The sequence below is a fragment of the Arthrobacter sp. NPDC056886 genome (assembly GCF_042788715.1).
In the GTDB taxonomy this organism is placed as follows: domain Bacteria; phylum Actinomycetota; class Actinomycetes; order Actinomycetales; family Micrococcaceae; genus Arthrobacter.
In genome coordinates this window covers 63,902-83,301 of the sequence record NZ_JBHUBT010000007.1, presented here as the reverse complement: position 1 = coordinate 83,301, position 19,400 = coordinate 63,902, and the positions used below count along the sequence as shown (strand labels likewise).

Genomic DNA, 19,400 nt, shown 5'->3' with positions numbered 1-19,400 from the left:
AAGCGGAGCGGCCGCAACGCAGGCCGGAACCGAGTGGAGGGCACACCATGTCAGAGCGCAACTACACCTTGTTCGTGTCGTCATACGCCGACGCGGACTCGGCGGCAGACGATTTCAAGGCGATCAAGAGCATGGACGACGCGGCCGTGGTGGCTGCGGTCGTCCTGTCGCGTGACGCCTCGGGCCGGACCGAGGTCAAGGAGCACGGGGGCGGGCTGGTCGCCGGCGGCACGACGGCGGGCGCCATCGGCGGACTCGTGGTCGGGTTGTTCGCTCCGCCGCTGCTGCTGTCCGGCGTGATCGGTGCTGGGATCGGCGCAGGTGTTGGCGCCATCGCGAAGCGGCACGAGGAGAAGTCCATCGGCGTCAACGCGGACGAGTGGCTGCCGCCGGGCTCCTCGGCGATCATCGCGGTCGTCGACGACCTCTACCTCGACCGCGTCGACAAGGCGGTGGAGAAGGCCACCAAGAAGGTCAGCAAGGCCGTCGAAAGTGGTGACTACGACGCCGTGGTCAAGGCCGTGAACGAAGGCGACGAGAAGATCATCGAGGCCGCTTCGTCCTGATCGGCCGAAGCACCCTACTGGGAGAGGGCCGGCTGCTCCGATGACGTCGCGGGTGTTCCTTATTGGGCCGGCGGCATCCGCGCGTTCAGGGCGTCATTGACGGGGGCGAAGGCGACCCGATCCAGGACAAGGTCGATCTCGCGGATTTTGTCTGCGTTGATGGTGAGCAGCTCGATGCACCTGACGGCACCGGCAGCCGTGTCGGTGATGAAGTCGTACACGACGCAGGCACGGTCCTGCGCGGTGAAGACCTCCCGGATCTCGTTGCGAACCAGGGCCGGGAGAAGGCGCTTGAGTGCCGTGGTCCATCCGGCCTTGTCGAGGGCGGTGCCGGCGAAGGTGGCCACGAGATCCTCCCCGAGCAGGTTTTCAAGAGCGTTCAGATCGTGGGAGCCAACGGCCTGGATGTAGGAGCGTGCGATCCCTTCGACGCTGGAGTCCGGCATGAGAGCTCCTTTCTAGAGCAGCGGAGGGGCCCCGCCAAAGGGGCCCCGTCATTTGGGCCATGGGCAGCCATGAATCCGCGGGTGGTCACATCGTTTCCCAGAAGCCTAGCGGCCGCGGAGTGGTGCGGGAAGCCTCGCACTCGTGAGGTTCGGGCATCCGGCCCGGCTGCCCGTGCCGGCTCGAGGAAGGGCCCAAAGCCCCTGACTCCGTTATGGGGCTCAGCCTACTCTGGCAACACACTCTGGGATGGTTTTTCCATCTTCGTCGTCGCCTGCGCTCGGCCGTCCAAACCCGCCAGGTCAAGAACGCGACCCGGCCCGCCTGTCATACCCGCAGAACGGAGAGGACCCGATCCATGGCCACATACGAGTACCGATGCTCCGATGGTTCGCTTTTCGAAGCATCCCACCCGATCGGGGACGCCCCCGACACGCTTCCGTGCCCCTCCTGCGGTGAACCATCCCGCAGGGTATTCAGTGCACCGCACCTTTCCAGGGCCGGATCACAGGCCTTCCGACTCATCGACTCCACCAACCGCAGTGCAGCCGAACCCGAGGTGGTGAACTCTCGGATTCCGGGCAGCCCCAGGCGTGTACAGCAGTATTCATCCAACCCGTTACATCGGACATTGCCGCGACCCTGACCGGCAACACGCGGCGCCCAGTCAAAGGAGATGAAATGCCAGCAAAGATATTTGCCCTGGACTCCACCAAGAAGTTCGAGGATCAGGAAAAGATCGGGCACAACCGATGGCACCCCGACATTCCACCAGTCGCGACGGTTAAACCGGGGGATTCCTTCCGGGTGGACTGCCGGGAGTGGTTTGACGGCGCGATCGTTAACGACGACTCCGCCGACGACATCCTCAACGCCCCGCTGCTGACCGTCCACAAACTCAGCGGTCCCTTCGCCGTCGAGGGCGCAAAGCCCGGCGACCTGCTGGTGGTGGACATCCTGGACGTCGGTCCCATTCCGCAGGAGGATTCCGGCCCGCTTGCCGGGCAGGGATGGGGCTACACCGGCATCTTCGCCACCAGCAACGGCGGCGGCTTCCTCACCGAGCAGTTTCCCGACGCATACAAAGCCATCTGGGACTTCACCGGACAAATCGCAACATCGCGGCACGTGCCGGGTGTTTCCTTCACCGGGCTGATCCACCCCGGGTTGATGGGGACGGCACCCTCAGCCCAGCTACTGGCGAAATGGAACAAGCGCGAAGGCGACCTGATCGCCACGAACCCGACGAGGGTCCCGCCCTTGGCGCTGCCACCCGAGGCCGAGCACGCGGTCCTGGGGCACCTGCCGCCGTCGGAATTCGACAGGGTGGCCGCGGAAGCGGCCCGGACCGCACCGCCACGGGAAAACGGCGGGAACCAGGACATCAAGAACATGTCCAAGGGCACCCGTATTTTCTATCCCGTGTTCGTGGACGGAGCCAACCTCTCTATGGGCGATCTCCACTTCTCACAAGGCGACGGAGAGATCACGTTCTGCGGCGCCATTGAAATGGGCGGCTTCATGGACCTCAGGGTGGAGCTCATCAAGGGCGGCATGGAGACTTACGGGGTGAGCGAAAACGCCATCTTCATGCCCGGCAACGTCGACCCGCAGTTCAGTCAATGGCTGGCGTTCTCCGGCACCTCGGTGACTCTGGACGGTGAGCAGCGCTACCTCGACTCGCACCTTTCGTATCAGCGGGCCTGCCTCCACGCCATCGACTACCTGACCAAATTCGGTTACAGCAGCGAGCAGGCGTACCTGCTCCTAGGTGCCGTGCCGATCGAAGGGCGCCTGTCCGGCGTCGTGGACATCCCGAATTCCTGTTCCACGGTTTACATCCCGACGGCCATCTTCGACTTCGATGTCCGTCCCTCAGCGGCCGGCCCCCACAAAATCGACCCGGGCATCGGCGCGCCGAAGGCCAGCAACAAATAGCAGCGGCCGACGGCGTTGGGAACCGTCGTCGGTGAGGTTGCGTCCCAACCGCTGTCACGGCTGAGGCTGAAGTAGCACGCGTCTCGGTGACCTTCGGAGCGCCCCCGTTTGGGTGGGCGGGGGTGGGTCGTGACACCATACGGATCGTGACCCAGAAGATTGCGTACCAAGGTGAGCCCGGCGCCAACTCCCATATCGCGTGCAAGCAGATGTTCCCCGAGCTGGAAAGCGTCCCGTGCGCCAGCTTCGAGGACGTCTTTGAATTGGTGTCCAGCGGCGGGGCCGATCTGGCCATGATTCCGATCGAGAACTCGATTGCCGGCCGGGTGGCGGATATCCACATCCTGCTCCCCGAGTCCCGTCTACAGATCGTCGGCGAGTTCTTCCTGCCCATCCACTTCGACTTGCTTGGCATCCCCGGCAGCACCATTGAGGCCGCCACCGAAGTCCACAGCCACATTCACGCCCTGGGCCAGTGCCGGCGCCTGATCCGTGAAGCACGCTTACGCCCCGTCATCGCCGGCGACACGGCAGGTTCTGCCCGCGAGGTGCGGGAGTGGAACGATCCCGCCAAGCTCTCCCTCGCTCCCCCGCTCGCGGCCCAGATCTACGGCCTGGAAGTGCTGGCCTCCCGGGTCGAGGACGATCCGTCCAACACCACCCGCTTTGTGGTCCTGGCGCGGGAAGCGGAACTTCCAACCCGGGATGAGCTGCCCGGACCGGCAGTGACCAGTTTCGTGTTCCGCGTCCGGAACGTCCCCTCCGCGCTCTACAAAGCTCTTGGCGGTTTTGCCACCAACGGCGTGAACATGACCCGGCTGGAGAGCTACATGGTGGGCAACGAGTTTGCTGCCACCATGTTCATGGCCGACGTCGAGGGCCATCCCGCGGACCTGCCACTCCAGCTCGCCTTGGAGGAACTGGAATTCTTCACCGCCGAGGTCCGGATCCTGGGTGTATATGCCGCCGCGGAGTTCAGGACCCAGCAGGCGGCCAGCAGCTGACCTCTCTGCTTACCCGGCCGCGCTGTTGCGCACTGGCCCTCGATGGGGTTCCCGCGTATTCTGAACACACATCTCGCGCGCGAAGGCTGGACAGAAAATGGCGCCGAAGAACCGAAAAAGGTTCCGTCTGGCCGCGGCCCTCTGGAGGGTCCTCGGGTTCTTGACTGTGAGCGCGGTCTGCGGGGTGCTGGTCGCCAGCCTGGTGGTCCCCGGCGTCGCGGCTGCCGGCCTTGCGGTCAGGACTTCGATCACCTTCTTCAATGGCCTCCCCTCCGAGCTAGTGGTTGATTCGCCGTCACAAACAACCAAAGTACTGAGCGCGGACGGGAAGACAATCGCCACCTTCTATGCGGAGAACCGTGTGAAGGTCGGGTTGGGCCAGATGTCGCCGTACATCAAGGATGCGATTGTCGCCATCGAGGACAGCCGCTTCTACGAGCACGCCGGTGTGGACCCACAGGGGATTCTCCGGGCGCTGGGATCCAACCTGACCAGCGGGGGGCGGCAGGGCGCCTCTACGCTGACCCAGCAGTACGTCACCAACGTGGTCAATGAGTCCCTGTTGTCGGCGGACCGGGGCGATCAGGTCGTCCTCAGCGGGCAGAAGAGCCTCGGCTATAAGGTGCGCGAGATGAAGCTCGCCATCGAACTGGAGAAGCACCACACCAAGGACCAGATCCTCGAGGGCTACCTCAACATCGTGTTCTTCAACCGGGACGCCTACGGCATCGAAGCCGCGGCGCGGCATTTCTTCAGCACCACGGCCAAGGACCTCACCCTGCCTCAGGCTGCCCTGCTTGCGGGGCTGGTAAACAGCCCCACCTTCTATGATCCGTCCGTCCATCCGGACAACTCCGTCAAGCGGCGCAACCAGGTCCTGGCGGCGATGCTCAGCCAGGGCAAAATCACCCACGCTGAGCATGACGCCGCCGCGGCCAGCAGCGTCAAGCTGAAGATCGCTCCCGCGAAGCAGGGCTGCGCGGCAGCGGAAATGGCACCGTACTTCTGCGACTACGTTTCCCACCTCATCCTCAACAACCCGGCCTACGGCGTGGATGTTGCCGAGCGTGAGAGGAAGCTGTTCCGCGGCGGACTGACCATCAGGACCACCCTGGACAGCAGGCTGCAGGGTCCGGCGCAGGCGCAGGTCAATGCCACAGCCGGTGCCAACCCGGACAAATGGGGGGCCGCGCTGGTCTCGATCGCACCGGGAACCGGCAAGATCCTGGCCATGGCTCAAAACACCGTCTTTCTTCCGGCGCCCGGAAAATTCGATACCCAGCTGAACTTCAACGTCGATTCCAAGGATGCCAACGGCAACGACCTCAACGGTGCCGGCGGGTTCCAGCCAGGGTCCACCATGAAACCGTTCACCTTCGCCGAATGGCTCAACGAGGGCAAACCCCTGACCGCCATGGTGGACGCCTCCCGGCGGACCTATCCGCTGGGCTTCCCCTGGAAGTCCAGCTGTGGAAAGGTCCTCGGCGCCTACAGCACGGCGCAGAGAGCCCTCGGCGCCGCGGATGACCTGCAGAACAACGATGAAGGTTACTACCGCAAGATGCCTGTCAACTACGGCCTCTACAACTCCATCAACACGGCAACTTTCGCCGAGGCCGCCCAGCTGGACTTCTGCGGCATCCAGAAGATGGTGGACGCCGTGGGGATCCACAGCGGCGTGGACAACGCCCCGGTGAATATGCACCAGCTGGGCAACCTGCTCGGTGCCATCGGCGTGGCGCCGCTCCATCTGGCCAACGCGTTTGCCACCTTCGCCAACGACGGTAAATACTGCACCCCCATTGCGATCACGGCAGTAGCCGACGCAGCGGGACAGAAGCTGCCGGCCCAGACCAGCGCCTGCCATGGTGCGATCAAGCCCGAGGTCGCCCGCGGTGTGAACGCCGTGCTGCAGGACGTGCTCAAGCGCGGGTCAGGCGTTTACATCAAACCCAAGGTCCAGGACCGGTTTCCGACGGCGGCCAAGACGGGCACCTCCAATACCAACGGCGCCACCTGGGTGGCCGGCTACACCTCCGGCCTCGCCACCGCTTCCTTCTTCGGCGACACCCTCGAGGGCCAGAAGCGGCCCGGCCGGAACATCACCGTCAACGGCAAGTTCTACAAGGCCATTGACGGGTACATGCTCGCCGGCCCGCAGTGGGCGAACTACATGCTGAAGGTCGCCGGACTCTACCCCGCCGTGGCCTTCCCCGCGCCGCCCAAGTCCATGACCACGCCTCCCCCGCGTCCCCCGCGATGACACTCCATGACGCACCCGTCCCGGAACGAAGGTTTCCGATTCACAGGGTGGACGGCAACGCCCTGCTGTCGTAGTGTCATGACGCGGCACGGAGCAGGTGGGAGGATGGGCGCATGGAACTGCACATCACTGGCGACCCCGCCGCCGACCAACTGCTCAGCAATGACGCGTTCGCGCTCCTAGTCGGCATGCTGCTTGACCAGCAGGTGACCATGGAGTCTGCGTTTGCCGGACCCGAAAAGATCCGGACGCGCATCGGATCCACGGCTCCTGCCGCAATCGCCGAATATGACCCGGCGGGCTTCGTTGAGATCTTCAAGGAGCGTCCGTCGATCCACCGCTTCCCTAGCTCCATGGCCGGCCGCGTCCAGGACCTCGCCGCGACGGTACAGCGCGATTGGAATGGGGACGCAACTGCCATCTGGAGCCAGGACCACCCTGACGGACAGGAAGTGCTGCGCAGGCTGAAGGAATTGCCCGGCTTCGGAGAGCAAAAGGCAAAGATCTTCCTCGCACTACTCGGCAAGCAATGCGGACTCCAGGCCCAAGGCTGGCGCGAGGCTGCTGGTCCCTACGGCGAGGAGAGTGCATTTCTTTCTGTCGCCGACATCGTGGACCCCGAGTCGCTGAAAAAAGTGCGCGCCAACAAGCAGGCCGCCAAGGCCGCCATCAAAGCCGCGAAAGCGTCCGAGGGCTGAGACCAAGGGCACGACCCAAGGCGTTCCGAAACACTCGCTGAACTGTTGGGCGGATCCCGGCAATGACCCGGCGCTTACCTGCCCGCTCCCCCAGCCAAGCGATACGACTCCTGCAGCAGCTCGTCCAGTTCCTCGACGTCGATCCCTTCCAGACGGACCAGCACCAGTTTCGGCGACCGTTCGTGGTGGGGCGTCCAGAAGTAGGTGCCGGGGCCAGTCCCTGCAAGTGCTTCCCGTTCCTCGGTTTTCACGGTGAGGACGCCATCTTCCCAGATGCGTGCCATCAGGGTTTTCCCGAACCACGCCGGCTGGCCCCAACTGGACCGCTCGCTAACCCCCGGCAGGCCACGGCAGATCTGCCGGACATCTTCCTCTGTGGCCATGGTTCACTGTGGCACCGGAGCCCCTGACCAGGCAATGGCAGTCCTGTCTCGGAAGACTTCGAAAACGTCCCAACGGCGCCGGTCGGGAGCGGCCGCGGCCGGGCTTCCGACATACTAGTTCCATGCAGGCGACGACGGTCTTGGTTGAGGGCGAGAGTGACCGGCTGGCGGTCGAGACGCTGGCCTTTCGCCGTGGCCATGACCTGGCAGCCTTGCAGGTGACGGTGGTACCGATGGGAGGCGCGACCAGCATCGTGCACTTCCTCGACCGCTACGGCCCGAATGGAGCAGGCCACCGGTTGTTAGGCCTGTGCGACGCCGGGGAATCTCGTGGCATCGCCCGCGCTCTCGGCCGGGCAGGCATCGGGTCCGGTTCGCTGGCCGAGCTTGGGTTCCACGTCTGTCACGCCGATCTAGAGGACGAACTCATCCGCTGCCTCGGGATCGATGCCGTGCTCAACGTCATCGCGGCTCAAGGCGAGCTTACGTCCTTCCGGCTCCTCCAACGCCAGCCGTCACTGCGAGAGCGGCCCATAACGGCGCAGTTGCGCCGGTTCTTCGGCGGACGCAGCGGTAACAAGGTCCGATACGCGCCACTGCTAATCGACGCATTGCCCGCCGGACATGCGCCTCCGCCGCTCGCCCGCCTCGTTGCATCATTCGCACCGTGATCCACCGCGGGCCGCGCGCACTCCGGACGGCCCGCTCAGTCTCGCGGCTTCAACCGCTTGGTGACTCTCGTGATGACCCTCGCGGGGCTCCCGAAGCGTTATCGGCTAGCCCGCTGACACGTCGATCAGCACCTTGCCGACGACGCTCTCTTCCACCGCCGCGTGGGCCGCAGCCGTGTCAGCCAGGTCAAAGCGATGCAGCGGCAGGCCCGCGGCCTCTCCCACCGGAAGGGCGCCGTCGGCGATGGCCGCATTGATGTCCTCGGCAGCGGCGTGCACCGCCGCCATGCCAACGGTGTAGAGCAGCACGAACTGGTAGCGGACGTTGAGGCTGAAATGCCTGCGCACGTCCAGGGTCATCTGATCGCCGCCGTTGTTCGCGTAGACGGCGACGGAGCCGCGATTGCGGATCACTGCCAGGTCAAGTTCCGCGTTCTGCGCGGGTGCCACCTCCACGATCTGGTCGACGCCGTTGGGAGCGATCCGGCGGATCACCGCGGCCGCGTTGGTTTCCCGGTAATTGATGACGTGATCGGCGCCGGCGGCCGTGACCAACGCAGCCTTTGCTGGGCCGCTCACGGTCGTGATCACGGCGGCGCCGGCCCACTTGGCGAGCTGGATCGCCGCATGGCCCACGGCGCCGGCCCCTCCAGCGACGAGAACCACTTTGCCGGCCAAGGCCCCCGGGTGCAGCCGTCGCGGGCCGTCCTCGGCGATGGTCAGGGCCCGGTGGGCGGTGATCGCGGGAACGCCCAGGCTTGCGCCGACGTCGAACCCGGCATTCTCCGGCAGCGGGAAAACCCGCTCGGCCGGCAGGACGGCGAACTCCTGCGCTGTCCCGCCGTCGGCGCGCTGGTAGGCGGCCAAGGCCAGCCAGACCCTGTCACCGACGTGGAGATGCTCGACGCCGGGTCCGACGGCGTCCACTGCACCGGCGCCGTCTTGGTTCGGCACGACCTCCGCGAAGGGCAAGGGCTCGCCCGGTTTGGCGCCGCGGCGCGACTTCCAGTCGGTGGGGTTCACCGCGGAGACCATGATCCGCACGCGCGCCTCCCCGGGTCCCGGGTCGCGGATCTCGCGGTCAACGAGCTCAAGAACAGACGGATCACCGGTGGCACGGTAAACGATTGCTTTCATACTCAAACCTAACGCCGGCCCGGACCGAAAATTCCCGCCGGGCGCCGGACCAGATGCGGGTGAGAGGGGGCGCACCCTGTCGTGTGCCGACGATTCCCGCAGGAGTGCACATGCGGGTCGGTCACGTTCTCAGCCCCGAAGAAACCGTCAGGGAGCACCCGACTTCGGCTCCGACCAAGGCCAGGGCGGTCCACGAATCCGGGGCCCTTTGCACGATGTCGGAATCGAACCCGGCTTCGAGGCTGAGCCTGCGCCGCCGGTCGCCGAGGACAGCCGGCGGCGCGCTGAAGTGCCGCCTGTTGCGGAGGCTGGCCGATCCCGTCCAGTTCACCAAGGGTGTTGGAACTCATCTGCGACATGCACTGGAGTTATTTCGTGGTTCGACTACACAATTTTCGGGTCCCTTTTCCCGTCCACCTCAGCGCCAGTGTTGGCCTAACCCCCGTGGACTGGCTTTAAAAATATAAGTGGGTATGGTGATGGATAAGTAGCGTTTAGAAAGGCGTGATTCCATTGCCAGGAAAGTCTCACAGGAATATCAGTGTCAAAAAGTCGGGAAAGTTGATTCGCGAAAAGAGAGCTGAGAAAAGGGCAAAAGCCGAAACCAGCGAAACTCTGTTTACAAAGCCGCGTAAAAACCAGAGGTGATGCGCCGGGCCTGCTGTCCACCACCGCAAGTAGGCCCGTCGTCACGAACGCGCACGGGGACAACACGGATGGGCACCCCAAGACACTAATGGTGTCAATTCAAAATCGCGCCTCACGGCTCAATGCACACAGAGCGCGCCATACCGGTCGCTTCATAATGCTTTGACCCGATATTGGTTGAATCCCCGGTGGACAGCATTTCGAGCCTTCCAGAGTTCCAGACGTTCAGACACAGAAAGGACCCGCCTTGCGGTCGATACGCATCGCCCTGATTATCCCGTGCCGCCTCAGCCAGCCCATTCGCGCCGAAAAGATCGACACGCGCCTGGTCTCAGGACAATCCTTAGTTGAAGGAAATGTCGAGACAGTCACTTTTAATGATTGGCTTGTATATCTAAACGACGAGGCAGATTGCATTCCCTTGCCCCTGAATCTCCGCGCCGAAGTGCTGCTCCGCGAAGCAGGCCTACATCTCGAGGAGACCGTCAGCGGCACCGCCATCTTCCTCGGACATGGAAGAAACGGAGAGGAAACAGACGCACCCGCACACCTGCTCCGGCTGGCCGAACGCCTCTTCGACACCGCACTGGCTGCCTAGCCACAAGGGAAAATCCGTCCCGCGAAGCGTTGTCCCGTGGGCCGCACCGGCCCGAATCGAACCCAATGCCACCCCAGATCGCGGACGGTTGCGGATAACCAGACAATTCGGACGAGGGTATGTTGTGCCCCGAGGTGGGACTCGAACTACATCCCCCGGTGCGAGAATTTCTGCATGCTCACCTTCCTGGAGACTGAACGGCTCCTACTCCGGCAGTTCACCTCCGACGATGCCGAACTACTCGTGGAACTGGACAGCGATCCGCGCGTGATGCGGTACGTCGCCGGCGGTATCCCCACCTCCCGGGGCGAGATAGAAGACGACTTCCTCCCTGCATTCCTCGACTACTACCAGCGCTATCCCGGCTACGGGTTCTGGGCCGCGCTCGAGAAGAGGACCGGGGAATTCCTCGGCTGGTTCCACTTCCGGCCGCGCACCGACGATCCACAGGATCAGCCGGAGTTGGGCTACCGGCTGCGCCACGCGGCCTGGGGAAAGGGGCACGCGACGGAGGGATCGCGGGCGCTGATCGCCAAGGGGTTCAGGGAGTTCGGGGTGCAGCGGGTTGTGGCCTCGACCATGGCAGTCAACACGGCCTCCCGAAGGCTGATGGAGAAGTCCGGGATGCGCCTTGTGCGGGCCTTCGTCGCCGAGTGGCCGGTGTCCGTTCCCGGCGAGGAGCACGGTGACGTCGAATACGCGATCACCCGAGATGAATGGGAGGCTGACGATTCTCGCCTTCGTCGCCAGTGACCCGCCGGCATCAGCCGGCCGGACGTACAGACCCCGCAGCGAGGTCCGCGATCGACCCTGAGGGATTCAACCTCGCCTCCCGCGCGGGCCTGTCCCCCGTCACCTGGCTCCGGATCCTTCGCCCGCGGGGACCGACACCTCCCGCAGAGGCAGCAAGGCGCGGAGCAGGTCAAGCACCACTTTGTCGTTGTTCGGATGTCGCTGAGGTGTCCCTATTGCTTCAGCGCAGCCCGGACAGCGGGCAGCACCTCGGTCGCCAGCATCTCAATGGAGCGCAGGGTCGCCGCCTGCGACAGGCCGCCCAAGCCGACCTGGGCGAGGAAGCGGGTATGGCCTAGGATCTCGTGCTCCCAAAGGATCTTGTCGACGATTTCCGCCGGGCTGCCAGCGAAGAGCGCACCGCGCGGGGCCGCCCAGGCCTCGAAGCCTGCGCGATCGAGCCGGCCGGTGCGCGGCATGTTCTGGTGGATGTATGAGGAATAGTGCGGGAAGAACGTGTCTTTCGCTCCCTGCGAGGTCTCCTCAACGTAAAAATGCGAAGTCACGCCGATCCGCCCCGGCATCTGGCCTGCCTGCGCCGCCGAGCGCCGATACAGTTCAGCCAGGGGTCCGAACCCCTCCGGGCGCCCCAGGATCGCAAGGTATAACGGCAATCCAAGCCTTCCGGCACGCACCGCCGAGGCAGGCGTCGCGCCGACCGCAGCCCAGATCGGCAGGACGGACTGGGCCGGGCGCGGCCAGATTCCCGCATTTGTCAGCGGTGGGCGGGTGGTTCCGTTCCAGGTGACGGGGTTTTCGTCGCGGATCCGCAGCAGCAGCTCGAGCCGGTCCTCGAAGTACTCGTCGTAGCGCTCCAGCGGCTGGCCGAAGAGCGGGAAGGACTCCAGGTAGGCGCCGCGTCCGGCGGTGATTTCGGCGCGTCCGGCGCTGATGAGATCCAGCGTTGCGAAGTCCTCGAAGACTCGGACCGGATCGGCACTCGAGAGGACCGTGACGGTGCTGGTCAGGCGGATTCTCTTGGTCTGCGCGGCCGCTGCAGCCAGCAGGACCGGGGGCGAGGACACCGCGAAGTCCTCCCGGTGGTGCTCGCCGACGCCAAAGACGTCCAGCCCCGCCTCGTCGGCCACCCTTGCCCATTCAAGGATGTCGCGGGTGCGCGCACCTGCATCCATCGGCTTCCCCTCAGCGTTGCGGGTGAGCTCGCCGAAGGTGAATATGCCGATCTCGAAGGGGACGGAGGCGCTCATGCGGGTGCCACCGCTTGAGAACCGACCTCAATGGCAAGGAAGTCGCGTACGTCGTCGAGCATGGGTGTATTGATGCCGTGTGCCAGTCCTTGATACACCCGCTCGATCAGCGAGGTGTGCTGTGGGAGGTACTCGCTGCTTCGGATAATCGCCGCGGGGGCGATGACCCGGTCGTCTGAGCCTCGGCCCCAGAACAGGGTCGGTCGGCTGCCGCGCAGTGTCTCGTCGCCCGGCTGTGGTGCGCCCAGGACGAATCCGCCCAGCACTACGGGGGCCAGCACCCGTTCGGGTCGCGTCCGCAGCAGCTGGCTAGCCATGAGCCCTCCCTGCGAGAATCCGATGGGCACAATGCTGGTGCCGGGGTCCACGTTTGCCTCGACCCAGGCCCAGATAGCGTCGGTTGCTTTCTCCACAGCTCCGGCCGGCGGGTTTCCGGGCGTGGTGATCGAGAACCATGCCGCGCCGCCGTTACCGAGCTCAATCGGAGCCCGCAGGGATGCCCAAGGCAGGCTCAATCCTAGCGCGGGGCCCAGCGAGCCCAAGTCGTGCTCGGTGGAGCCGAAGCCGTGCAGTAAAAGTGCCACCGCATCGGGAACGGCATCGGCGGTCCAACTTTGCGAGCGCACGTCGCGCAGTGTGGTGGTCATTCGAGGGTCAGCTCCTTGGGTCAAGGGAATCCGGGATCCGGGGTGCGGCTCGTGGGCCGCGGAGATCGGAGGACGGCATGGAACGAACAGCCGCCACCGGCCACAAGCACGGCAGCGGGCAGCTCACTGGGATCAACGATACACGGATTACTTGCAGCTTCAACTATTTGATCCGAACTCGCGCCTTCCCGGCTCCCCGGGCGCCAAGTCGCGCGGGTTCGCCTTCCCGGGCCGGCGTGGGTCTGGAATTCGTGCATGCGACATTTGGAATCCCCGACAACCAGACACCGAAGGGATCTCTCTTCCTAGGAGACTTTCCCCTGCCATAGGCTGGGCACGTCAGCCTGCGTCCGAAGGTGGAGAACGCGGAAAGCAGGACACATGACGCCTAGAAGGGGCAGACCATGCTGATCTGCGCGACCTGCGCCGTCGAACGAGACGAACCTACCCCGGAGGTCTGCCCGATCTGTGCCGACGAGCGGCAGTATGTGCCCGAGGACGGACAAAAGTGGCTCTCACTGGACGGGCTGGCGCAGGAGGGCCAGCAGACAGCGTTGAAGGAGAACGAGCCGGGACTTGTCGGGATCCAGACAGAGCCAAAAGTCGGGATCGGCCAGACCGCTCAGCTCGTGGTGACACCCGAGGGTTCGCTGCTGTGGGATCCGGTCGGATATGTCGATGACAGCGCTGTGCAGGCAGTGCTTGACCGGGGCCCGGTCCTGGCGATCGCCGCCAGCCATCCGCACATGTTTGGTGTGCAGGTCGAATGGTCACATCAGCTCGGTGGCGTCCCTGTCCTTGTGGCGGACGCAGACCGGCAATGGCTGGGGCGCAACGAAACTGTCATCGAATACTGGTCCGGCCATCAAACGATTGCCGAAGGGTTGACCCTCCACCAGACCGGCGGGCATTTCCCGGGCAGCGCGGTGGTGCACTGGGCTGCAGGAGCGGACGGCAAAGGAGTACTGCTCACCGGTGACAGCGTGTATCCGAATCCAGACCGACGCTCCATCTCCTTCATGCGCAGCTACCCGAATCATTTGCCGCTATCGGGCGCGGTGGCGTTGCGGATTGCCGCGCAGCTGGGGGAGCTCAAGTTCGACCGGATCTACGGCAACTTCAACAACGTCATCGCGTCCGGAGCCCAGGCCATCCTGCACGATTCCGCCCAACGGCACGCTGCTTGGGCACGAGGAGACTTCGACCATATGACCTGAACGTCCATTCTCCGTAAGCGTCAGTTTGGAATCGAGCAGAGGTTCAACCTGAACGGCGCTGGGCGTAGTGGGTCGCAGACGAAACACCCGAGGAGGGTCACCATGACGGTCACTTTCAACCACACCATCGTCTACGCAACGGACAAGCGCCGTTCGGCGGAGTTCCTGGCCAACGTGCTCGGACTGCCGAAACCCCAGGCCATGTGGTCTTTCATGACCGTGCCCCTCGAGCACGGAGTGGCCCTCGATTTCGCCACGACGGACCGTCCCATCTCCCCGCAGCACTACGCCTTCCTGGTCAGTGAGGAGGACTTCGACGGAATCTTCGCGAGGATCAAGGCCCAGGGCATTCCCTACTGGGCGGACCCGGGACGGTCCCGCCCGCAGCAGATCAACCACAACGACGGCGGACGCGGCGTCTACTTCGCGGATCCGGACGGGCATTTCCTCGAGGCGATCACGCGTCCGTACGGCTCGGGTGGTGGATGAAGTCCTAGGGACGACGCCGACGACCGCCTTTGACAGCTCGCCCTACCTTCCGGGAGCGGAGCGCCGTAGTTGCTGCCAGATCTGCTTGATTGGAACCGCCCGAAGATCCGCCTATGTCGTCAACTAGCAAAACCTGCGCCCGATGCATGGTTCGCGAAACCTGCCCCGGCGTACAGACTTTCAGGGATCTGCTCCTTCTAGCCGGCTCATTCTCTAGACAACAGAGAAGATGCGGTCCTAAGCTGGGCGAATCTTTGGTAAGGAACGCGCAACGGCCGCTAGGGGGCGAACCGGTTGGCTCCAGAACCTCATCACCGCACCGGCGTCTACCTGCGCGTAGTGATAATGCCCGCGCTAGCCGCTTTGGCGTGGCTGGTCTTGGGCGCCACATCCGCACAGGCCGAGGCGGGGATCGATGCCACTCCTTCTGCGTCCTCACCTGCAGACATCGCACCGCCGCAGGCAGCGAAGACGCTGGCACCGATTGCTAGGTTGCCGCTGATCGGCCCAGCAGGAACGGCACCTTCTTTGGCTGTTCCTGATGCCACAGCGGCAGCGGCGCCAGCCCGTGCGGTGGCCAGGGCAGTCGTTGCTGCGGTCGATGACATCTCTGGTGCTGTAGCGGCAGGGCCCGCTGCGACATTGCCGCAGGTTACCGTTCTGCCCTCACGTACGGTGCATCTTCCGGCTCCGTCCGCCGCATTGCCGGACCCTGGCGTCGTTGCAGACCGACCGCCACTCCCCGCACCTACGGTGCGTCTTCCGCTTCCGTCCGCCGCATTGCCGGACCCCGGCGTTGTTGCAGACCGACCGCCACTTCCTACACTTTCGGTGCATCTTCCGGCTCCGTCCGCCGCATTGCCGGACCCCGGCGTCGTTGCAGACCGACCGCCACTCCCCGCACTCACGGTGCCTCTTCCGGCTCCGTCCGCCGCGTTGCCGGACCCCGGCGTCGTTGCAGACCGGCCATCAGGCCTCGTACGTACGGCTGGCGCTTCGCCTGCCACCACAACGGCTATTCCTTCACCCGCGGCCGCAGCTGGGACCACTCGCCCCGCTGGGCTGCCACTAACTTCTGCCCCGGACTCCGCCAGCGTGGGAACTCCTACTTACATGGCCCCGTCCCTGCTCCTGGGCTCGCCCTCGGCGGAAGTATCTGGCTCGACGGGAGGCGCAGCCTTATTGCCCGGGAACGGTTCCGGCGGCCCGGTACATCCACCCCTTTCTTCGGCGGAAGTCAGCGGGCTGGCCACCGGTCCTGGAGGCGGAAACGGGGCTCAAGCAGCGGCCGAACCGACGTACGACGATCTCACCGGCGATCCCCCGGGCGCGGGCCAACCGTTCGGACACAACTGGGACCTGCCTGAAAATCAAGCGTTCCCTCCTGGCTCTTCACCTGACTGACCAGGTCGCCCCTGCCGCGCCCCGCGGCAGCCAGCGACCATGGGCACAACCGTGCCTGAAGACTCAATCAGGAGAAGAAAAATCATGCTTACATTTGTACGACGCGACGTCTACGATGCCCATTTCGCAGGAGGAGTCCTGGTGCCGTTGTCCAGGCGTCGGGTGGGAAATTGGCCCGATCCTTCCGGGAGCTGACCTCTGCACGACGTGCCTGATCCGTATGTCGGGTCACAAGTGCAGATCATTTGGTAGTCAATTCCGTCGGTCCGTTTGATTGGGCCGCCAGCCGACAATGTCGGCTGGCGGCACAATCCCGGAGCCTGGTCTTGGCCAAGGAGGCAGGTTCCGGCGGCCCACACCACGGAATTGCTCACTGTAGTTACTGGTCCTGTCAGCTGCCTGGGAGTGCGGTCCAGAGGCGGCCGGTCACGGCAATTGGAGGAATTTGATCAGGGCGGCGGAAAGCTCACTGGGAGCCTCCTCTGCCATGTGATGCCCCGAGTCAATCCCATGCCCGCTGACATCCGAAGCCCAGGCTTCCCAGACTTTAAGCGGATTACCGTAGAGGTCTTCCAGATCATCACGCAGTGACCAGAGCAGCAACAGGGGCGCTGTAACCTTCCTGCCTGCTTGTCGATCGGCCTCCTCGTGTTGGCGATCAATGGTCAGACCGGCTCGGTAATCTTCGAGCATGGCTCGCACCGTATCGGGGTCGTGGATGGCCTGGCGCCACTCATCGTAGTTTTCCTGACCCATCTCCCTGGCGCTTCCGTGGTACCAGCATTCGGGGTCGGCCATGATGACACGCTCGGGAATCTCGGGCTGAGCATAGAAGAACCAGTGCCACCATTTAGTGGCGAACGTCGCGTCGGCCCTGGCCAAGTGCTCGCTGATCGGGATGCAGTCGAGCAGCGCGAGCTTGGATACCGCCTCCGGGTGATCAAGTGCCAGGCGCAGGGCGGCGTAGCTGCCCCTGTCGTGTCCTACGAGGGCAAACTGCTCGTGCCCCAGGGCCGACATGAGGGCCAGCATGTCCTGAGCGGTAGCCCGTTTGGAATGAGCTGAATGGTCCGCCGTGAGTGTCGGTTTACTTGACCGTCCATAGCCTCTGAGGTCTGGGCAGATGACACGGAATCCAGCGTTCACCAGTTGGGGCGCCACCCGATGCCACGTCGCGGACGTACGCGGGTGCCCGTGAAGTAACAGGACGGGCCGGCCCTCACCGCCGTGTCTGACAAACAGCCTGGACAAGCCGACATCGATGCGTTCTTCTTCGAAACCCTCAAACATTTCCTTAGCATGCCGCATAAAACGAGAAACCTAACCCTCGATGGGCGCGATGCGTTGGATTGAAAGGATCGGCTTGCAGAAGCGGAAACGGTACAAGGGCCGATGCCTGTCAGCCGTGGGCGCCAGCCATGACCGGCTCGCCGTTAACGTATTCGACCTGCCAGCCGTCGACGGCATGGTGGGCCAAGTTGAGCGCGGCGGGGTCGATATGTGGCAGGGTCTGGCCGATGGCACGGCTCAGGCTCGCCCTGATGAGCGTGCCGTGACTGACGGCCAGGACGCGACACCCCCGGAACTCCACGGCCAGCGCTTCCAGCGCGGCCAACCCGCGGCGTGCTGTCGCTTCCTTGCTCTCGGCGCCGCGGAATCCACCCGGGATGCGCAGTGCGTCCCGTTCGGGTCCGGGCTGCAGGCCCTCCGCGGGTCCGAAGCTGCGCTCGGCGAGTTCCGGCACGCGCCGGGCCACGCTGAGCCCCAGCCCGGCAGCAATGAGGTCGGCAGTTTGGGCAGCACGGCTCAGCGGCGAGGACACGATCGCATCCCACTCGTAGCCAGACAGGGCGGCGACGGCGTCCCGCGCCTGGCGGCGGCCGACGTCGTTCAGCGGAATGTCGGTGGATCCCATTAGCCGCCGCTCCGCGTTCCAGTCCGTCTGGCCATGGCGGACAAGGGCAAACGTCGTTACGGTGGCGCCCTCCATGCTCGAGACGGACGGAAAAATGTGCGGGCGCACCACAACCGCGCGGCCGTAAGGCCGTCCGTGAAGGCAGAGGCCCTCGCCAGGACAAAGCAGACGGTGGGGTACACCGACAACGCCGATTTCGCCGGCCCCGGCGCACCGCACCCGTCCGGCCACAGAAAAACGCGCAGCTTTTCCTGATTTCGGCATGATCCCTCCTACCCAGATGCGGAATCCATGCAAGTTTGACGTATTAACAACGTTGCCCCGCTGTGCTGAGAAATCACTGAGACTGGCCACTGCGGGGCGTCCCGCCAGGGTTTCCCAAGGTTTGCCCAATCCGCTGCCGGATACTGCCTCTAGCTCGCAGCTGGGCCCGCAATTTTGCGCAGGAGGCCGGCAAGGTGCTGAATGCCCGGGCTTTCGGTCATGGTCCTGCGGTGCACCATCCCCACATGACGAGCCGGCACGGGATGGACCACCGGTACCGCGATCACATCCGCGGGCAGTGCGGGCCTGCCGAGACGAGGCACGAGCGCCACCACGACCTCTTGCTCCACCAGCGCGATGTGGGTTGCGAAGTCCGGATCGTAGACCTGGATATCCGGGACACGTCCCAGATCGGCAAAAATCCGCAATAGGGCCTCGTTGCAGATGGCGCCGTGCGGCGTGCTGATCCACCGCTCATCAACCAGATCGGCAGCTTCCACCTCCTCCTTTCCTGCCAGGGGATGGTTGCGGTGCACCAGAAGATCCGCGATGTCATCGCAAAGCCACTCGAGCATTACGTGCTCTGGAATCACAAGCGGGACGGAGTTCCAGTCGTGGACGATGCCGACATCGGCTTCCCCGCCGGCTACACGTGCCACCGCTTGACGGGGGTCCTCAGCCAGCACCGTGACGTCCAGGTCAGTTCCGGAGGAAGCGAGCATGCCCAGCATCGGCCCCACCAGCCCCCGGCACGCAGTGGAGAAGGACACCACCTTCAAGCGCCCATACGGTTTGGCGGGATCGGCCAGGAGCGTGGACTGGAGTTCTTCCAGTTCGGCGAGAATGCGGCGCCCATAAGCGGCCAAGGCAAGTCCGCGTTCAGTCAGCAGCACCCCTCGGCCGTGCCGCTCCAGGACCGAGAAGCCAGTCTGCTTTTCCAGCTTCTTGATCTGCTGCGATACCGCCGACGGGCTGAAGCCCATCACCTCCGATGCTGCAATGACGGAACCATGGTGCTCAATCGCTGCCAGCGCACGGAGCGCTCCGATGTCTATCATGAAGCAAACGTACATGCTATGCGGCATAAATCAACGCTGGTGCTTCATTCTTCTCT

The 19,400-nt window shown here is 64.4% G+C and carries 19 protein-coding genes; 11 read left to right on the top strand and 8 right to left on the bottom strand.

The window, feature by feature from the left end:
• Positions 1-47: 47 nt before the first annotated feature.
• The gene (locus ACFRJ8_RS13270) at positions 48-566 is read left to right on the top strand and encodes a DUF1269 domain-containing protein (RefSeq protein ID WP_377986631.1); all 519 of its coding nucleotides are present in this window, start codon (positions 48-50) and stop codon (positions 564-566) included.
• A 59-nt stretch (positions 567-625) separates the two neighbouring features.
• Here ACFRJ8_RS13270 and ACFRJ8_RS13265 read toward each other — a convergent pair whose 3' ends face one another.
• Positions 626-1,012, bottom strand: coding sequence for a nuclear transport factor 2 family protein (locus ACFRJ8_RS13265; protein WP_377986630.1), 387 nt, complete (start codon positions 1,010-1,012; stop codon positions 626-628).
• A 212-nt stretch (positions 1,013-1,224) separates the two neighbouring features.
• On the opposite strand from ACFRJ8_RS13265, the gene ACFRJ8_RS13260 reads away from it, so the two are divergent.
• From ACFRJ8_RS13260 to ACFRJ8_RS13240, 5 genes are all read left to right on the top strand, one after another.
• On the top strand, positions 1,225-1,656 hold the full coding sequence (locus tag ACFRJ8_RS13260; RefSeq protein ID WP_377986629.1) for an FmdB family zinc ribbon protein: 432 nt from the start codon (positions 1,225-1,227) through the stop codon (positions 1,654-1,656).
• Between the two features lie 35 nt (positions 1,657-1,691).
• Positions 1,692-2,948 carry a formamidase gene (fmdA, locus tag ACFRJ8_RS13255; RefSeq protein ID WP_377986628.1) on the top strand — a complete coding sequence of 419 codons (1,257 nt, stop codon included), beginning with the start codon at positions 1,692-1,694 and terminating at the stop codon, positions 2,946-2,948.
• Positions 2,949-3,094: 146 nt separating this feature from the next.
• Positions 3,095-3,952 (top strand): prephenate dehydratase, encoded by an 858-nt coding sequence (locus tag ACFRJ8_RS13250; protein ID WP_377986627.1) that lies wholly within the window; start codon positions 3,095-3,097, stop codon positions 3,950-3,952.
• A 97-nt stretch (positions 3,953-4,049) separates the two neighbouring features.
• Entirely contained in the window at positions 4,050-6,215 is a 2,166-nt protein-coding gene (locus ACFRJ8_RS13245) for a transglycosylase domain-containing protein (RefSeq protein ID WP_377986626.1), read from the top strand.
• 113 nt (positions 6,216-6,328) lie between these two features.
• Positions 6,329-6,913, top strand: coding sequence for an HhH-GPD-type base excision DNA repair protein (locus tag ACFRJ8_RS13240; protein WP_377986625.1), 585 nt, complete (start codon positions 6,329-6,331; stop codon positions 6,911-6,913).
• A gap of 74 nt (positions 6,914-6,987) precedes the next feature.
• On the opposite strand, the gene ACFRJ8_RS13235 is transcribed toward ACFRJ8_RS13240, so the two are convergent.
• Positions 6,988-7,296, bottom strand: a complete 309-nt coding sequence (locus tag ACFRJ8_RS13235) for an MmcQ/YjbR family DNA-binding protein (RefSeq protein ID WP_377986624.1) — start codon at positions 7,294-7,296, stop codon at positions 6,988-6,990.
• Positions 7,297-7,418: 122 nt separating this feature from the next.
• Here ACFRJ8_RS13235 and ACFRJ8_RS13230 point away from each other — a divergent pair, with 122 nt between their 5' ends.
• Positions 7,419-7,967 (top strand): TOPRIM nucleotidyl transferase/hydrolase domain-containing protein, encoded by a 549-nt coding sequence (locus ACFRJ8_RS13230; protein WP_377986623.1) that lies wholly within the window; start codon positions 7,419-7,421, stop codon positions 7,965-7,967.
• Positions 7,968-8,072: 105 nt separating this feature from the next.
• On the opposite strand, the gene ACFRJ8_RS13225 is transcribed toward ACFRJ8_RS13230, so the two are convergent.
• Positions 8,073-9,104 carry an NADPH:quinone reductase gene (locus ACFRJ8_RS13225; RefSeq protein WP_377986622.1) on the bottom strand — a complete coding sequence of 344 codons (1,032 nt, stop codon included), beginning with the start codon at positions 9,102-9,104 and terminating at the stop codon, positions 8,073-8,075.
• A gap of 1,069 nt (positions 9,105-10,173) precedes the next feature.
• On the opposite strand from ACFRJ8_RS13225, the gene ACFRJ8_RS13220 reads away from it, so the two are divergent.
• Both ACFRJ8_RS13220 and ACFRJ8_RS13215 read left to right on the top strand, forming a co-directional pair.
• Positions 10,174-10,350 carry a hypothetical protein gene (locus tag ACFRJ8_RS13220; RefSeq protein ID WP_377986621.1) on the top strand — a complete coding sequence of 59 codons (177 nt, stop codon included), beginning with the start codon at positions 10,174-10,176 and terminating at the stop codon, positions 10,348-10,350.
• A 174-nt stretch (positions 10,351-10,524) separates the two neighbouring features.
• Positions 10,525-11,103, top strand: coding sequence for a GNAT family N-acetyltransferase (locus ACFRJ8_RS13215; protein WP_377986620.1), 579 nt, complete (start codon positions 10,525-10,527; stop codon positions 11,101-11,103).
• A gap of 212 nt (positions 11,104-11,315) precedes the next feature.
• Here ACFRJ8_RS13215 and ACFRJ8_RS13210 read toward each other — a convergent pair whose 3' ends face one another.
• Both ACFRJ8_RS13210 and ACFRJ8_RS13205 read right to left on the bottom strand, forming a co-directional pair.
• Complete coding sequence (locus tag ACFRJ8_RS13210) at positions 11,316-12,350, bottom strand: LLM class flavin-dependent oxidoreductase (RefSeq protein ID WP_377986619.1); 1,035 nt, start codon at positions 12,348-12,350, stop codon at positions 11,316-11,318.
• Positions 12,347-12,997 carry an alpha/beta hydrolase gene (locus tag ACFRJ8_RS13205; RefSeq protein WP_377986618.1) on the bottom strand — a complete coding sequence of 217 codons (651 nt, stop codon included), beginning with the start codon at positions 12,995-12,997 and terminating at the stop codon, positions 12,347-12,349. The genes ACFRJ8_RS13210 and ACFRJ8_RS13205 overlap by 4 nt, the downstream gene beginning before the upstream one ends.
• 404 nt (positions 12,998-13,401) lie before the next feature.
• Here ACFRJ8_RS13205 and ACFRJ8_RS13200 point away from each other — a divergent pair, with 404 nt between their 5' ends.
• Positions 13,402-14,214 carry a hydrolase gene (locus ACFRJ8_RS13200; protein ID WP_377986617.1) on the top strand — a complete coding sequence of 271 codons (813 nt, stop codon included), beginning with the start codon at positions 13,402-13,404 and terminating at the stop codon, positions 14,212-14,214.
• A 102-nt stretch (positions 14,215-14,316) separates the two neighbouring features.
• Entirely contained in the window at positions 14,317-14,703 is a 387-nt protein-coding gene (locus tag ACFRJ8_RS13195; RefSeq protein WP_377986616.1) for a VOC family protein, read from the top strand.
• A 1,830-nt stretch (positions 14,704-16,533) separates the two neighbouring features.
• Here ACFRJ8_RS13195 and ACFRJ8_RS13190 read toward each other — a convergent pair.
• The 3 genes from ACFRJ8_RS13190 to ACFRJ8_RS13180 all read right to left on the bottom strand — a co-directional run bounded on the left by ACFRJ8_RS13190 (position 16,534) and on the right by ACFRJ8_RS13180 (position 19,344).
• On the bottom strand, positions 16,534-17,397 hold the full coding sequence (locus ACFRJ8_RS13190; RefSeq protein WP_377986615.1) for an alpha/beta fold hydrolase: 864 nt from the start codon (positions 17,395-17,397) through the stop codon (positions 16,534-16,536).
• A gap of 109 nt (positions 17,398-17,506) precedes the next feature.
• Entirely contained in the window at positions 17,507-18,097 is a 591-nt protein-coding gene (locus tag ACFRJ8_RS13185; protein WP_377986614.1) for a histidine phosphatase family protein, read from the bottom strand.
• A 338-nt stretch (positions 18,098-18,435) separates the two neighbouring features.
• On the bottom strand, positions 18,436-19,344 hold the full coding sequence (locus ACFRJ8_RS13180; RefSeq protein WP_377986613.1) for a LysR family transcriptional regulator: 909 nt from the start codon (positions 19,342-19,344) through the stop codon (positions 18,436-18,438).
• Between the last annotated feature and the right edge of the window lie 56 nt (positions 19,345-19,400).

Coding starts and splice junctions, on each gene's coding strand:
- ACFRJ8_RS13240 (WP_377986625.1), top strand. CDS start 6,329: ATGGAACTGCACATCACTGGCGACCCCGCCGCCGACCAACTGCTCAGC.
- ACFRJ8_RS13185 (WP_377986614.1), bottom strand. CDS start 18,097: ATGGAGGGCGCCACCGTAACGACGTTTGCCCTTGTCCGCCATGGCCAG.
- ACFRJ8_RS13245 (WP_377986626.1), top strand. CDS start 4,050: ATGGCGCCGAAGAACCGAAAAAGGTTCCGTCTGGCCGCGGCCCTCTGG.
- ACFRJ8_RS13225 (WP_377986622.1), bottom strand. CDS start 9,104: ATGAAAGCAATCGTTTACCGTGCCACCGGTGATCCGTCTGTTCTTGAG.
- ACFRJ8_RS13260 (WP_377986629.1), top strand. CDS start 1,225: ATGGGGCTCAGCCTACTCTGGCAACACACTCTGGGATGGTTTTTCCAT.
- ACFRJ8_RS13270 (WP_377986631.1), top strand. CDS start 48: ATGTCAGAGCGCAACTACACCTTGTTCGTGTCGTCATACGCCGACGCG.
- ACFRJ8_RS13215 (WP_377986620.1), top strand. CDS start 10,525: ATGCTCACCTTCCTGGAGACTGAACGGCTCCTACTCCGGCAGTTCACC.
- ACFRJ8_RS13230 (WP_377986623.1), top strand. CDS start 7,419: ATGCAGGCGACGACGGTCTTGGTTGAGGGCGAGAGTGACCGGCTGGCG.
- ACFRJ8_RS13265 (WP_377986630.1), bottom strand. CDS start 1,012: ATGCCGGACTCCAGCGTCGAAGGGATCGCACGCTCCTACATCCAGGCC.
- ACFRJ8_RS13190 (WP_377986615.1), bottom strand. CDS start 17,397: ATGTTTGAGGGTTTCGAAGAAGAACGCATCGATGTCGGCTTGTCCAGG.
- ACFRJ8_RS13180 (WP_377986613.1), bottom strand. CDS start 19,344: ATGATAGACATCGGAGCGCTCCGTGCGCTGGCAGCGATTGAGCACCAT.
- fmdA (WP_377986628.1), top strand. CDS start 1,692: ATGCCAGCAAAGATATTTGCCCTGGACTCCACCAAGAAGTTCGAGGAT.
- ACFRJ8_RS13195 (WP_377986616.1), top strand. CDS start 14,317: ATGACGGTCACTTTCAACCACACCATCGTCTACGCAACGGACAAGCGC.
- ACFRJ8_RS13210 (WP_377986619.1), bottom strand. CDS start 12,350: ATGAGCGCCTCCGTCCCCTTCGAGATCGGCATATTCACCTTCGGCGAG.
- ACFRJ8_RS13235 (WP_377986624.1), bottom strand. CDS start 7,296: ATGGCCACAGAGGAAGATGTCCGGCAGATCTGCCGTGGCCTGCCGGGG.
- ACFRJ8_RS13205 (WP_377986618.1), bottom strand. CDS start 12,997: ATGACCACCACACTGCGCGACGTGCGCTCGCAAAGTTGGACCGCCGAT.
- ACFRJ8_RS13200 (WP_377986617.1), top strand. CDS start 13,402: ATGCTGATCTGCGCGACCTGCGCCGTCGAACGAGACGAACCTACCCCG.